The sequence below is a fragment of the Paenarthrobacter sp. MSM-2-10-13 genome, assembly GCF_011605365.1.
GTDB lineage: Bacteria > Actinomycetota > Actinomycetes > Actinomycetales > Micrococcaceae > Arthrobacter.
Window position 1 is genome coordinate 436,910 of record NZ_JAAOXO010000002.1, and the last position, 14,937, is coordinate 451,846.

The following is a 14,937-nucleotide window of genomic DNA, read 5'->3' on the forward strand; positions in this document are numbered from 1 at the left end:
AGGTGCAACCACTCGTGAAATCACAAGGAAAGAGCTTCGTCAGAAGCGGGGGACTCCGGAAGGCTGCGGCGCTCGCCGTCGGCCTGCCGTTGCTGCTCTCGTCCATGGCGATGCCCGCCCAGGCCGCTCCCGCGCCGGAGGCGCCCGGGAATGGTGCAGGCGTGGCCAAGAAGAACCTTGACCCCAGCGCCTATAAGGACGGCCGCTACATGGTGGTCCTGGCCGAGAAACCTGCAGCTACTTACGACGGCGGCACGGCAGGCCTCGCGCCCACCAAGCCGGAGGAAGGCAAGAAGCTCGACGCAGACAGCGCCGAGGTGAAGGAATACCAGCAGCACCTCCAGCAAAAGCAGCAGGAAGTCGCCCAGCAGGAAAACGTCACCATCAAGCGTGACTTCACTACCGCCGTCAACGGCTTCAGTGCCAACCTCACGGCGGACCAGGCCATCAACCTTGCCAAGGACCCCAAGGTCCTCATGGTTGCACCGGACACGCAGTACGCTCCGGACTACTCCACCACCGACTTCCTCAAGCTCAGCGGCCCCAACGGGACCTGGGCTACCCAATACGGCGGCCAGGACAACGCCGGCAAGGGCACCGTGGTTGGCGTGATCGATACGGGGTACACCCCCTCCAACCCGTTCTTCGCCGGGGAGCCCGTTGGTCCGCTGGTGGGGAACCCCCAGGTAGGGGTTCCGTACCGCACCGCTGACGGCAAGATCGCCATGCTTAAGGCCGACGGCGATACGTTCGTGGGCGAATGCCAGCCCGGTACCGATACCGGCGCGGACTACGATGGCAGCGCCTGCAACTCCAAGGTCCTCAGCACCCACTACTTCGCGGACGCCTTCCTGGAAACAGTCCCACCGGAAAACCGCGCTTCTGAGGAAGTCATTTCTCCCGTGGACGTGGACAGCCACGGCACCCACACGGCCAGCACGGCAGCGGGCAACGCCAACGTTGACGCCGTAGTGGATGGCCGCAGCTTCGGAACCACCAGCGGGATCGCACCCGCCGCCAAACTCGCCGTCTACAAGGTCTGCTGGGAAGACACCGATCCCGCCACCGGTGGTTGCTACGGCTCCGCTTCAGTTGACGCGATCGAGCAGGCCATCCTGGATGGCGTGGACGTGCTGAACTACTCCATTTCTGGTTCAACCACCACCACCACGGATCCGGTTTCCTTGGCGTTCCTCTCAGCAGCTTCCGCAGGGATCTTCGTGGCCACCTCGGCCGGTAACTCCGGTCCGACCGCCAGCACCGTGAACCACGGAGCGCCGTGGCTGACCACGGTAGCCGCCACCTCCTTCTCGCAGGAGCTCCAGGGCACAGTTGAGTTCTCCGATGGCAGCAAGTTCCGCGGAGCGTCCATCATGAACCGCGAGGTGACCGGGGCCGGCGTCGTGCTGTCCACCAGCGCTGCAAGCGGCCAAGGAAATGCGGCCCTGTGTGCTCCGGGCTCACTGGACCCGGCCAAGGTAGCCGGCAAGGTTGTTGTCTGCGACCGTGGTGTTGTTGACCGAACGGCCAAGAGCGCCGAGGTCCTGCGCGGCGGTGGCGTGGGCATGATCCTGGTGAACCTCACGGAATCCTCGCTGGACACTGACAAGCACGTCATCCCCACCGTCCATGTGAACCCGCCTGCAACGCAGACCATCAAGGACAAGGTCACGGCCAACCCGGCCATCACCGTGTCCCTGCTGAACCGCGACACCACGGGACTGCCTGCTGAAGCGCAGCCGCAGATCGCCGGATTCTCCTCCCGCGGACCGCTGCTCGCCACGGATTCTGACCTGTTGAAGCCTGACGTGTCCGCTCCCGGCGTCGCTATCCTCGCGGGCGTCTCGCCGATCGGCACCGGCGGAGACAACTTCGGCTTCCTGTCCGGAACGTCCATGGCTTCACCCCACGTAGCCGGTTTCGGCGCACTGATCCTGGGCAAGAACCCGCAGTGGTCCCCGGCCACGGTGAAGTCCGCCATGATGACCACCGCAGGTCCGGTCAAGCTGGCCAACGGTGCCGTCAACAAGGACGTCTTCGCCACCGGCGCGGGTCAGGTTGATCCGGCCAAGGTCCTTTCACCGGGCCTCGTGTACGACGCCACCACCGAGGACTATCTCAAGTTCATCCAAGGCACGGGCATGGACCTGGGCATGGAGGGGCTCGGCACCACAGCTGCCCGCGACATGAACGTACCTTCCTTCGCCCTGGGCAACCTGGCCGGGAAGATCGAAGTCACGCGTACCCTCACGGCGCTGACGGCGGGAACGTACCGGGCAACAGCCAACGTCCCGGGTGTCAACGTCAAGGTCACACCGTCCGTACTGACGTTCGGTGCTCCCGGTGAGAAGAAGACGTTCAAGGTTCAGTTCGAAAACAAGAACGCCGAGCTGGGCAAGTTCGCCATGGGTTCGCTGAACTGGCAGGGTGCCAACAAGACCGTCACCTCGCCGATCGCCGTCCGGCCGCAATCCGTCATTGCGGACAAGGCGCTCGCCTTCACCGCAACGGGCCCCAATGGCTCGGCAACCATCAACATCACCTCCGGCACCAACCTGCCGGTGGGTGTGACCATTGATGGCTTGTCCAAGGCGGATTCCTCGGCAGTCGAGCTGGTTCCTGGTCCGTTTGCCGGCGAAACCAACGCGTCCAACTACGTGAAGAAGGTGACCGTTGGCGCCAACAGCGCGCTGGCCAAGTTCTCGGTTATCTCCTCCAACGAGGCCGCGGACTTCGACATGCTGGTGGTGACGCCTTCCGGTCAGCAACTGCCTGCCGCCACGGCCTCTGCCAGCGAAACCCTGTCCGTCCCCAACCCGGCAGCCGGCGACTATCACGTCTACGCCAACCTGTACGCGAGCCCCAACAACCAGCCCACCAAGGCCACTGTTGACGCTGCAGTCCTGGGCGCCAACCAGGGCAACGCCACCGTGACGCCGAATCCGATCCGCCTCGCCAACGGCAAGACCGGTCAGATCTCGCTGAACTGGAAGAACCTGGAGCCCGGCTCCTACATTGGCCGCCTGACCTTCGCAGGAACCAGCGAGCCAAGCTTCGTCACCGTCCTGGTCAACCCGGGCGGAGCCGTTGTGGTCCCGGACGAGGAAGATCCCAAGAAGGACAAGAAAGACAAGAAGCCCCGCGGCAAGATCCGCGCTGACGAGCCGACGCAGAGCAACAACGCCGGCTAGTTTCCGCTTGATCCAATAACGGCAGTGGCCGGTGGGGTTTCCCACCGGCCACTGTGCTTAATCCTCAAGCACCTGCTGGCTCGCGTATGAATGGCAGCTCTCCGGCGAGGAGATTTTCCGGCTGGTCTGTGGCGCTGAGGCAAGCATTCTCCCGGAGCCATTCGCGCATCCCGGGACCTGTGTCCCCGCGTTCCAAAGCGACAGTCATCACGGCCTTGAGATAGCTCAGTTTGTCGCCTGTGTCGAAGCGCCGGCCGCGGAAGACCACACCGTACACGCCGGAACCCGGGCCTTCGGAAACCGCCAGGGTTTGCAGGGCATCCGTCAGCTGAATTTCCCCTCCACGGCCTGGAAGCGTCTCCTCAAGGACCTCAAAAACCCGCGGGTGCAGGACATAGCGGCCGATGATGGCAAGGTTCGACGGCGCGTGGTCAGGTTCAGGTTTTTCGACGAGGCCGCGGATCCTGAAAGCCCCGTCCACTTCGCTGGAGGCAACGTCGGCACAACCGTAGGAACTGATCTGTTCGGGGTCCACCTCCATCAAGGCCACGACTGAGCCCCCGGTGCGTTCCTGGACCTGGGCCATTTCGTCCAGAATGCTGTCCTGTTCGTCGATCAGGTCATCACCGAGCAACACCGCGAATGGTTCATTGCCGACGTGCGCGCGCGCCCGAAGGACGGCATGGCCCAGCCCTTTCGGGTCGCCCTGGCGCAGGTAGTGCAGATCCGCCAACGACGAGGACTCCTGGACGGCTGCCAGCTTTGCGTGATCTCCCTTGGCTATGAGGGTTTGCTCGAGGAAGGGCTCGCGGTCGAAGTGATCTTCCAAGGCCCGCTTGTTTCGCCCGGTGATCATGACGACGTCGGTGATACCTGCCCGGACGGCTTCTTCCACGACATACTGGATGGCAGGCTTGTCGACGACGGGAAGCATTTCTTTCGGCATCGCTTTAGTAGCCGGCAGGAACCTTGTTCCGAGCCCTGCCGCGGGAATGACTGCTTTACGCATGGGAATCCTTTGGTTTGTGGTTGTTACCGGCGACGAAGTCCGCCGGGCAGTAGTCGGACATCTCATCAACAGGTGTTGCGGGGTCCCAGTAGTGAAAAATGGCGCACGGGAACGCGTCCGCCAAAGTGGTACGGGAATTGCTGTCGAAGGGTTCGAGGGTGATGACGTCCCGGAACTGAGCGAATACGGACCCCGGGAAGTCGTTGAGCCGCTGGGGAAGCGCCGATGGCACCACCAGCAGGTCCGCTTCGGTCTCGCTGAGGTGCTGCTTCAAGCAGTCTCCGGTCAGTGATTCGTGGTGGTTGACCAGATCGACTGTTCCACCGGCGGCCAGAACCGCCCACACGTCGATCATGGACCCTGGGTGCACCACGCTGGTGAGTCCGAGCACGGTGCGCATCGAGAGGCTGAACCTTTTTTCAGCGCCTTGGAGAACATCGACGAACTGCTGGAGATTCACCGCGGTTGTCCCGGCATCGGACCCCTCGTGAAGCCATACGGCGGATGAAAAGGATGAGGTTGGCTCGGATACGGCGGCGGCTTTGAGGTAGTCCCCGTCAGGGTGCATGAAGCCGGTGGCCTGCTCAAGGATCGCGTGAGCCGGAAGCTGTCCTTCGGCGCTTGACGGGAGCGGAAATCCTGCAGCCCCGAGTGCCCAGAGCGCCGCGGATTCCACGATGGTTTCCGGGCCCGGGACTGCGCCAAAAGCCACCAGCTCACCTGCCCGCACGCCTTTGAGCTGCATGGCCAGTGCACGGGTGTTGATATCTCTGTGCACGGCAGCGTAGGGGAAGTCATGGCAATTCCACCGAAGCGCCACACTGCCAGGGTGGTGCCTGGCAGTGTCATGAATGGCTGAAACGAGGGGATGCACTCCTTGCCCCTTCCTGGGCGCCATTGTCTTCGGGGGACAGGTTGTCTCCGGGGGACAGGTGGGCAAAGGCCCGGGCTATGAGCGAGTTGGAGTTGATGCGGTCCTCCAACCGGGGAACAGGACTGCTAATCATCAGTTCATCGACGCCCAGGTCTTCCGCCAGGGTGGCGAGCTGGTGGGCGACATCTTCGGCGGCGCCGACGATCAGCCGGCTTTCGTTATTTTCAGCCCGGCGAAGCTCCTCTGCGGACCAGCCTGAAGGACGGGTGCTGATGGGGAAAGGTTCGTCCAGGCCGAGGTCTTTCCGTGCCCTCCAGAGCCTCACCGGGTTGGCGATTTCCTGTGCCTTGGCGTCGGAGTCGGCTGCGATGGCCCGCACCGCAAGCAGTGCCTCCGGTTCCCTCCGCGCCGGACCGGGATGAAAGTTCTCCCGGTAGTGCGCGAGCGCTGTCCTGCTGCTTCCGGTGTTGAGGAAATGGGCGTGGGCGTAGCCTGCCCCGGTGGCGGCGGCCAGGGGCGCCGAGCCGGTGCCGGCGCCCAGCAGCCAGATGTCCAGATCATCCCGCCCCTCCGTTCCGGGCATCAGGCCAAGCCGTGCATGCAGTTCAATGATCTTCTCGTTGAAGGAACCCGTACCGCCGCTGCCGGCCCGGCCGACGCCGAGGTTCACGCGGCCCGGATGGAAGGCGGCAAGGATGTCGAAGGACTCCGCGACCTGCCACGGCTCGTGCAGGCCCAACAGGACCCCGCCGGAACCGACGGTGATCCGCGTGGTGGCATCAAGGACGGCCATCGCCATCAGCGAGGGCGTGGTGCCGGCGAAGCCCGGGGAGTCGTGGTGTTCGGCGAGCCAGAAGCGGTGGTAGCCGGCTTCCTCGGCAGCGCGGGCCAACGCAATGGTTTCACCCAAGGCACCGGCCTTGCTGTGGCCCGCGGCGATGGGGGACTGATCGAGGACTGAGAGCTTCATCGCGTCGAGGTGGTGGTGCCGGGCTTGGAAGAGGGAACGATCGTGTAGTCGGCCAGGAAAACGAGGTTGTGGATCTCGGCCGAAGCAATAGCGCGCAGGATCGGCAGTTCCTGTGCGGCTTGTTCGGGGGTAAACACGTTCAGCGGCCATTCCTTGACCGTCCCGCCCCGCAGGTGGGGGTGATGGAAACCCCGTCCGTAGTAGGCGTGAATAGTGATTGGAGGGATGCCCGCAGCGCGTTGTTCTGCCCATCGGAGCGTCCAGGAGCAGATCAGGCCGGTGTCCGGTGACCGGCCGATCCCGGAGGATTCCACGGTGCCCTGCCCCAGCATGAGGACCTGGTTGACCTCATCGAGGGCCTGGCGTGCGTAGGGTTCCAGCAGATCAACGGCGGATCGGAAGAGAGCTTCCTTGTCTTGCCGGCTGACGGCCTCTCCGTGGGTTCCATCGCGGAGGTCAGCGAAGTGCCGCAGCAGCGCTTTGGTGTAGGCGGCGTCCGGGCTGGTGGTGGTGCTCATCTCATGCTCCTTCAGTTGTAGTTGGTTGGTTGTTTTTGAGGCTCAGGCGGGTTTGGATCCACCGATGGACCGGGTTCGCCCGCGAGCTGTCCAGGAAGTGTCCGTGGGCGACGGCCGGGCTTACTTCCAGATCCACAGGGACAGATGATGCTGCCAACCGTTGGGCGAACTGCTCGACGTCGTCACGCACCGGGTCGGCCGCGCCGACGATCAGTGAGACAGGACAGAGCCCAGTGAGTTTAGTGGCGTGCAGCGGCGAAAGGTACAGCCGTTCCCGGAGGTCAGTCCCGGAGCCGGCGTACTCGCCCCACGCATCCAGTAACAATGATCGGGGTGGGAAGGACCTGCTGTGCCGGTAGGAGGCGGCGCTGCACTCGGGATCCAGGGGAGGGTAGGCCAGGACTTGTCCGTGAAGCGGCAGTCCATTGTCCCGGAACCAGAGTGCGACTCCCGCAGCCAGGGTGCCACCTGCGCTGTCACCGCCCACTAGGACCGGGTGGTTGTACGTTTGCTGTGCCCAGAGAGTGGCTGCGGCGATGTCCATCACGGCGGTGGGGTGGAGCCACCGGGGAGCAAGCCGGTAGCCCACGCTGATGATCCTTGCAGTGCCCAGAGAGGCCAGAGCGGCGCACGCTTCATGCCAGCCCTCAATCGATCCACGGGTCCAGCTGCCGCCATGGGCCCACACCAGTGTTACGGACGGGCGGGCTGCGGCTTCATATATGCGCAACCGGATATCGGCATCGTCCGCCCCCTGCACAAAGAGGTCCGACCACGGCACATTGATGTCCGGCCGCGGCGCAGGGGGCCGTTTTTCGCGGAGGCGCGGGGTCCCTGGCAGCGCAGAAGTATCTGAAGTCATGCTTTCATCCTTCACGCCATGGAGGATCCGCGCCTGTCCCTGCTCTGCCTATCACTGACAGGGGGTGGATAACTTTGCCTGGCACTGCCAATACTTGCTCCAGTGGGACAGTGTTGTGGCCTGGCGAAGGTTTCGCACCGTTCCACTTCTTTGTGCCGATCCGTAGGTGCGCAGAGATTAAATGATGACCTTGGGGGTAATTGTGGGAACTGTCCTATTGGAAGAACTGTCCTTTAGCAGCGAGTTGACTCATGCCGTCGTGCTGCGGGATGTCCAGCAGTACGAGGTGACAGGGCCCGTCGTCGTGGTGAATCTGGCTGGTAGCGACGCCTCCGTCGGTCACGGACAGTCGGCGGCATTGCCGGCCTTTAGCTCAACGATTCTCCACGGCGGTTCCATCACAGGGGCCCTGCTCGCTGTGCTGTCCGTGGAGACGGTCCAGAACGGGGAACAGCGCGCAAGGGATCTCGGATGGGCCGACTTCTATGGTGCCGAGGCTGGACAGCCGGTCCTGCTGCGCTCCACGCAGGACACGCTGGGGACGGTCCTGCTGGACCCCGCCTTGGTTCTTCGCCAGCCCGGCCTGGCGCCGGGGGAGAAGGCTTTCACTGTGAAGGCCAATCTGTGGTTCAGCCCCGCAGGAACCGACTGCGGAATACACAACCGGCATGATTTCATCGAGGTTCACACCCAGATTTCCGGGCTTGGACGCATGCAGAAGTTCACCTCGCAGGAACACAGGTCCATTTACGAGGACCAGCTATTGAGCCCTGGCAATACCAACCCTGTGCCGTTCTGTCTGGAACGGGAGGGTACCTTCACCTACCCGTGGCACCAGTACCGGGCCGACACAGACTGTATCTGGCTCGCGCTGGAATACCACCTCAGCTAATCACTCCGTCTCATATCCGCCGGCGACAACCGGCAGGTCCTTCACGCCCATTTTCAGGAAAGAAGCAATGAAAAACATTGGAATTGTCTTCGGTACACGACCCGAAGCTGTGAAATTCGCCCCCATCATCCACGCTCTGATCCAGGATCCCCGTTTCCGCCCGGTGCTGATTTCCACGGGCCAGCACCGTGAAATGCTTGACAGCACCTTGGAGGAATTCGGCATCACCCCTGATGTTGAACTGCGCATCATGAAAGAACAGCAGACCCTCTCCCAGGTGACCCACCGGATACTGGAGGGACTCTGCTCCGGAGACCACATGGAAGGCCTCGACGCCGTCATGGTCCACGGGGACACCGCCACCACCCTTGCCGGCGCCCTGGCCGCACTGCACCGCTCCGTGCCCATCATCCACGTCGAGGCCGGCCTGCGAAGCGGGAACAATTACTCGCCGTTCCCGGAGGAAGTGAACCGGAAGCTGGTGGCGCAGATCGCCGCACTGCATCTGGCCCCCACTCCGGGAAACAGCGCCAACCTGATCCGTGAAGGCGTCCGGGAACACTCCATCGTGATCACCGGGAACACCATAGTCGATGCCCTTCAATGGGGAATGAACAACCTTCGCGGCTACGGGGAACCGGCGTTGACGGATCTCGACAGCGATCCCCGCAAGGTGATTCTGTCCACCACCCACAGACGCGAAAGCCATGGCCGTCCGATGCGGGAGATTGCCGCGGCACTGGCTGACATCGCCCGGCGCCGGGAAGATGTCCGCATCGTTGTTCCACTTCACCTGAACCCCAAGGTACGCGAGGTCATGGTTCCGATCCTGAGTGGTATCCCCAACGTGGACATGGTGGACCCGCTTCCCTACCTGAGCTTCTGCAGGCTCTTGCAGCGCAGCGATCTGATCCTCTCGGACAGCTCGGGGGCAGAAGAAGAAGGCCCTGCGCTGGGTAAGCCGACGCTGGTGTTGCGTGAAATCACCGAACGCAGCGAATCGATCCTGACGGGAAGTTCGCGCCTGGTCAGCCGAAACCGTGGCCAGATCGTTCACGAGGTGGAACGCCTGCTCGATGATGCGAATGCCTACATGGAGATGGCGACAGCCATTAACCCCTACGGAGATGGCAAAGCCACCGAACGAACCATTGCTGCGGTGGCCCACTACTTCAAGTTGGGCCCGGCTGCCATGCCGTTCGTGCCCGGTGCAGATTTCGTGCCGGCACAGACGCGAACCGCAGCATGACGAGGATGCCGTTGGGCCTGCTGGCCCTCGCGGTGGGAGGTTTCGGCATCGGCCTCACCGAGTTCGTCATCCTGGGCCTGTTGCCGGAGGTTGCCGCGGATTTCTCCGTCAGCATCCCGGTCGCAGGGCACCTGGTTTCCGGCTACGCACTCAGCGTGGCCGTTGGAGGGGTGTTGGTGACTGCCGCGACGGCGGCCCTTCGCCCCAAGACGGTCCTCTGCGCCTTGATGGTGCTCTTCATTCTGGGGAACCTTCTGTCGGCAGTGGCAGGGGATTACACCACTATGTTTGCCGGCCGAATTGTGGCCGCACTGTGCCACGGGGCGTTCTTTGGGATTGGTGCCGTGTTGGCTTCGAACCTGGTCACGCCCGATCGCAAAGCCAGGGCCATCTCCATCATGTTCGCCGGGCTGACCATCGCGAACGTCCTCGGCGTTCCGATGGGCACGTTCCTGGGCCAACAGCTCGGCTGGCGGTCCACCTTCTGGGCAATCACCATCGTGGGGGTCATTGCCCTGACCGGGCTGATCGCCTACGTCCCTGCGCAGGACGCGGTCGAACGCGGACCTGGACAGCTTCGTCGTGAGCTCGGGGCCTTCACATCCGGCCAGGTATGGCTGTCCATTCTGGTCACCGTCTTCGGGTTCGGGGCCATGTTCGGTGCCTTCACCTACATAGCGCCGATGCTCATCTCACTGGCCGGGATGCCGGCTTGGGCCGTGCCGTGGATGCTGGTCATCTTCGGTGCCGGGCTGTTCACCGGGAACATCCTCGGTGGCAAGGCTGCAGACGGAAACCTGGACAAATCCCTGCTGATCCTCCTGTCGGCACTGACCTTTGTTCTGCTGGTGTTCACCGTGACCGTCCACAATCCGTGGGGTGCAGCGGTGACGCTGTTCCTCCTCGGCGCTGTCGGATTCGCGGCAGTGCCCGGCATGCAGACCCGTGTCCTGTCCTTCGCTCACCGGGCGCCAACACTGGCCTCCGGTGTCAACATCTCCGCATTCAACCTCGGCAATGCGATCGGAGCCCACCTCGGCGGGACAACCATCGCGGCTGGGTTTGGCCTGGCCTCGCCCATCTGGGTAGGTGCAGGCCTGGCCATCATCGCTGTAGCTCTCATAGCGTCAGCGTCGTTGGCGCTGCAACGCACGAACACCCCACCCGCCGGCACGCCGGAAACAGCACCATCACCTGCACTCACACGAAAGGTACTCTCATGACCTCAACGGCGCTCCCCAAGACCACACCCACCTTGGACGTCACCGAACCGGAGTTCGGAACCGAGACAGTCACGGACTTCCTGCGCGATGGCTATTGGCTGGAGGCGGCAGACATCGACGGCGACGGCAAGCCCGACCTCGTCGGCTACGGCCTGAAAGTCGGTGAAATCTACTGGTACAAGAACCCCACCTGGGAAAAGAAGTTGGTGCTCGACAAGATTAAGGAACCCGTCGGCATGGACTTCGGTGACATCACCGGTGACGGCACCACGGACCTGGTGGTTTGCTACCAGCTTTACGGTCCTGGCGGAACCATCCACCACGCCGACCCCGAGGGCGGCAAGATCGACTGGCTGGAAAACCCCGGCAACCCGTCAGAAGCTACCGACAACTGGAAACGTCATTACGTCGGGCGCGCCATCGGCATGCACCGCCTGCGCGTGGGTCACTTCACGCGCACAGACAAAATCCAGATCATCGGGTTCCCGATCGTTGCCGTCGAAGACGTGCACGCAGTCCTTCCCGTGGTGCTTTTCACCCCCACGGATGACCCTCGCGCCGAATGGGACAAGGAGATCATCAGCGACTCGGACTTCCGAATGATCCATGGCGTCGCCAAGAAGGGTGGACTGATTCCCGGCTCACCGCTGGACTCGATCCTCATGGCCTCCGATGAAGGCGTCACCTGGCTCTACTACGACCAGGACAACCGCAGCTGGGCGTGGCAGCACATCGGAGACGGTGAAGAAAGCCAATTCGAGAAGACCACCTTCAAAGGCAGCGGCGACGTCGACGGCGGACGCATCGGCGATGACCCACTTGCCTTCGTCGCAGCCATCGAACCTTTCCACGGCAACACCGTTGCCGTGTACGTGCGCAGTGGGGGAGACGCTGAGGCCGCGGGGTGGACCCGTCACCTGCTGGATATTTACGGGGACCCGAACCAGAACGGTGAAGGCCCCGGACACACCGTCATGTGCCGCGATTTCGATGGGGACGGAGACGATGAATTCCTGATCGGCCTGCGCGGTCCCGAACCCTGGCAGGGCGCGTACTACTACAAAGCCGTAGATCTGGCCAAGGGCCTGTTCCTGAAATGGAAAGTCTCCGGCGAGTCCATCGCCCGGATCGTTGCCGGTGACTTTACCGGCAACGGCGCGGAGGATTTCGCCACCATCTCCTACTCGGTCCAGCACTACTTCGTTGCCCCCAAAGCCGAAATCACCCTGCACCCGAACAACACCGTCCAGCGCGGAGGATCGAACTGATGACAACCACAGAAAAGACCGGCGTTGGCAGACGCTTCTTCATGGCCGGTTCCGCCGGCACCATTGCAGCAGCCTCCTTGGCCGCACTCGGAACCGCCAATGTCCCTAAAGCCCAGGCCGCTACCGGCTCCGCAACGGTGCCTGACGGCTCGGTGATCAACTCCGGGGACTCCCGCTATGCGGACCTCATGACAGGCAACAACCAGCGTTTCGTCTCCCATCCCGACTACGTCCGGCTCATCACCAGCACCAAGGACGCAGAGGATGCTGTCCGCGAAGCAGTCCGCACCGGGAAGAAGGTCTCGGTCCGAAGCGGCGGCCACTGCTTCGCCGATTTTGTCTGCAACCCCTCCGTCCAGGTCATCCTCGATGTGTCCCCGATGAACGCGGTGTACTACGACAAGAAGATGGGCGCCTTTGCGGTGGAACCCGGCGCCCGCCTCATGAACGTCTACGAAACGCTGTACAAGAACTGGGGCGTCACCGTTCCCGGAGGCATCTGCTACAGCGTGGGTGCGGGAGGGCACATTGCGGGTGGCGGCTACGGCCTTCTCTCACGCTCGCACGGCTTGGTGGTGGACCATCTCTACGCCGTTGAAGTGGTGACGGTGGACGATCGTCGTAAAGTCCGCACCGTGACCGCCACCCGCGACGACAAAGGTGAGCTCGGTGACTTGTGGTGGGCGCACACCGGCGGGGGCGGCGGCAACTGGGGCATCGTCACCAAGTACTGGTTCCGATCACCGGGAACACAGGACAAGAAGCCCTCAGACCAGCTGGTCAAGGCACCCTCCACCGTTTTGGTCAGCGCCATCTCTCTTCCATGGGACCAGCTGGATGAAACTAGATTCCGGCGCCTCATCACCAACTTCGGAACATGGCACGAGAAATACCGCCAACCGGGCACCCCGGAATCGCATCTGAGCAGCCTCTTCAACGTCAGCTCCAAGGCCCACGGAAGCCTGGGGATGTTCACCCAGATCGACGCGGCAGCCCCGGACGCCAAGGGCGTGATGGAACGCTATGTGGCGGCAATCCTCGACGGGGTTGCCATCACCGCCGAACCCGTGGAAAAGCCCAACGGGGAAATTCCGGCTATGCCGGAGTTTTTCAAGACCCGGGAAATCCCGTGGCTGCAAGCAACCCGCTTGGTGGGGACCGATAATCCCGTCATCACCAACCCCACCAGTCGCGGCGCCCACAAATCGGCCTATCTGAACCGGAAGTTCACCGATGACCAGATTGCGGTGCTCTACGGGCAGATGAGCCGACCGGACTTCACCAATCCCAACACGATGCTGGTTCTCTTCTCCTTCGGCGGGCAGGTCAACGCCGTAGCCCCTGACGCCACAGCAAACGCCCAGCGCCAATCCGCGTTCAAGTTCTGCCTCCAAACTTTTTGGCCGGATGCCGCCGATGATGACTTCTACCTTGGCTGGGAGCGGGAAACCTACGAGGGCATGTTCAAGAGCACCGGTGGGGTGCCCGTGCCCGGAGACCAACTCGATGGCTGCTACATCAACTATCCAGACGTCGATGTTGCCACCACGGACCACAACAGCTCCGGGGTGGGTTGGCAAACCCTGTACTTCAAGGACAACTATCCGCGGCTCCAACGTGCCAAGGCCAGCTGGGACCCAACCAACTACTTCACTCACAGCCTCGGCATCGAACTCCCGACGGGAAGTGACTCATGACCGCCCCAGTCCCGGAAGCATCCGCCGCACGGCCCCGGCTCAGCAAGCTGCCGTCCCTGACAGGATTGCGATTCTTCGCCGCGCTGTTGGTGTTCTTCTTCCACATCACCCTGTCCAACTCACCCATACCGCCAAATGACCCGATCAATCCGTTCGCGGACGCCGAGCTCGGATCCACGCTTGAATGGCTGGTCAGCAAAGCAGGATATGTCGGTGTGTCGTTCTTCTTTGTCCTCAGCGGATTCCTGCTGGCGTGGGCGTCGAAACCGGGGGAGCCAAAACGGCAGTTTTGGCGCCGCCGACTGCTCAAGATCTTCCCCAACCACTTGGTGATGTGGGTGCTGTCGATGATCCTGTTCGCAGCCGCCATCAACCCTCCTCTGGGATGGATCAGCAACTTCTTCCTGGTGAATTCATTCATCCCTGACGCCTCCGTCTACGTCGCGGTGAACCCGCCCTCATGGACGCTGAACAGCGAACTGCTGTTCTATATGCTGTTCCCCTTGCTGATGGTCCCTCTCCGGAAGATCCCAGGCAACCGCCTCTGGGCTTGGGCATGGATCATGGTCGCTGCGATGATCGCAGTTCAGCTGGTCACCACCTACCTGATCCCCGCTACCCCCGTCTCGGCTCTGACACCGATCTCCGAGGCCCAGTTCTGGTTCGGGTACATCTTCCCGCCGGCACGCCTGTTCGAATTCATTCTGGGCTCCATCCTGGCCCGGATCGTCCTGTCCGGGCGTTGGGTTCCCTTGAAGATGTGGCACAGTCTTCTTCTGTGCGTCGTCGGTTATGTCGCTGCGATGGTGGTCCCGTTTGTGTACTCCTTCAATGTGGCAACCATCATTCCGGTCGCTGCAATCATCTGCACCGTCGCCACCCGGGACATCGCAGGCCGTACCGGCTTCCTCGGCTCCAAACCAATGGTTTGGCTGGGGAACATCTCCTTTGGCTTCTACCTGTGCCAGGGAGTGGTGATTTTCTACGGCCGCATCCTCCTAGGTGACGATGTATACCCAACGCCCGTCGCCTTGTTGGTGGTGGCCGGGTTCTTCGTGGCTACGCTGTTGGGCGGATGGGCCCTGTACGCCCTCGTGGAGAAGCCCGTGATGGACCGATGGGCACGGCCGCGACACAATCAGGTACAGCCTGAGCCTGATCGGGCCACAGCAACCGTGGTGTAG

At 62.6% G+C, this 14,937-nt stretch carries 12 protein-coding genes; 7 read left to right on the forward strand and 5 right to left on the reverse strand.

Features of this window, described 5'->3' with window-relative positions; translation table 11 throughout:
* Positions 1-104 precede the first annotated feature (104 nt).
* A complete protein-coding gene (locus HAV21_RS07880) occupies positions 105-3,191 on the forward strand; it encodes a S8 family serine peptidase (protein WP_166841377.1) in 3,087 nt (1,028 codons plus the stop codon).
* Positions 3,192-3,255: 64 nt separating this feature from the next.
* Here the strand turns inward: HAV21_RS07880 and galU are convergent, their stop codons facing one another.
* The 5 genes from galU to HAV21_RS07905 are packed head-to-tail and all read right to left on the reverse strand — an operon-like array spanning position 3,256 to position 7,424.
* A complete protein-coding gene (gene galU / locus HAV21_RS07885) occupies positions 3,256-4,200 on the reverse strand; it encodes a UTP--glucose-1-phosphate uridylyltransferase GalU (protein ID WP_166841285.1) in 945 nt (314 codons plus the stop codon).
* On the reverse strand, positions 4,193-5,074 hold the full coding sequence (locus HAV21_RS07890; protein ID WP_166841286.1) for a hypothetical protein: 882 nt from the start codon (positions 5,072-5,074) through the stop codon (positions 4,193-4,195). Before HAV21_RS07890 ends, galU begins: the two co-directional genes overlap by 8 nt.
* Positions 5,046-6,044, reverse strand: a complete 999-nt coding sequence (locus tag HAV21_RS07895) for an LLM class flavin-dependent oxidoreductase (protein ID WP_166841287.1) — start codon at positions 6,042-6,044, stop codon at positions 5,046-5,048. The genes HAV21_RS07890 and HAV21_RS07895 overlap by 29 nt, the downstream gene beginning before the upstream one ends.
* Positions 6,041-6,562, reverse strand: coding sequence for a hypothetical protein (locus HAV21_RS07900; protein ID WP_166841288.1), 522 nt, complete (start codon positions 6,560-6,562; stop codon positions 6,041-6,043). Before HAV21_RS07900 ends, HAV21_RS07895 begins: the two co-directional genes overlap by 4 nt.
* A gap of 1 nt (position 6,563) precedes the next feature.
* A complete protein-coding gene (locus HAV21_RS07905) occupies positions 6,564-7,424 on the reverse strand; it encodes an alpha/beta hydrolase (protein WP_166841289.1) in 861 nt (286 codons plus the stop codon).
* Between the two features lie 202 nt (positions 7,425-7,626).
* On the opposite strand from HAV21_RS07905, the gene HAV21_RS07910 reads away from it, so the two are divergent.
* From HAV21_RS07910 to HAV21_RS07935, 6 genes are all read left to right on the forward strand, one after another.
* Positions 7,627-8,316, forward strand: coding sequence for a hypothetical protein (locus HAV21_RS07910; protein WP_166841378.1), 690 nt, complete (start codon positions 7,627-7,629; stop codon positions 8,314-8,316).
* Between the two features lie 67 nt (positions 8,317-8,383).
* Complete coding sequence (gene wecB, locus HAV21_RS07915) at positions 8,384-9,565, forward strand: UDP-N-acetylglucosamine 2-epimerase (non-hydrolyzing) (RefSeq protein WP_166841290.1); 1,182 nt, start codon at positions 8,384-8,386, stop codon at positions 9,563-9,565.
* Positions 9,566-9,570: 5 nt separating this feature from the next.
* Positions 9,571-10,788: an MFS transporter gene (locus HAV21_RS07920; protein WP_166841291.1), complete on the forward strand. Its 1,218-nt coding sequence runs from the start codon at positions 9,571-9,573 to the stop codon at positions 10,786-10,788.
* Positions 10,785-12,056, forward strand: a complete 1,272-nt coding sequence (locus tag HAV21_RS07925; RefSeq protein ID WP_166841292.1) for a VCBS repeat-containing protein — start codon at positions 10,785-10,787, stop codon at positions 12,054-12,056. Before HAV21_RS07920 ends, HAV21_RS07925 begins: the two co-directional genes overlap by 4 nt.
* The gene (locus HAV21_RS07930) at positions 12,056-13,753 is read left to right on the forward strand and encodes an FAD-binding protein (RefSeq protein WP_208096386.1); all 1,698 of its coding nucleotides are present in this window, start codon (positions 12,056-12,058) and stop codon (positions 13,751-13,753) included. The genes HAV21_RS07925 and HAV21_RS07930 overlap by 1 nt, the downstream gene beginning before the upstream one ends.
* The gene (locus HAV21_RS07935) at positions 13,750-14,937 is read left to right on the forward strand and encodes an acyltransferase (RefSeq protein ID WP_166841293.1); all 1,188 of its coding nucleotides are present in this window, start codon (positions 13,750-13,752) and stop codon (positions 14,935-14,937) included. Before HAV21_RS07930 ends, HAV21_RS07935 begins: the two co-directional genes overlap by 4 nt.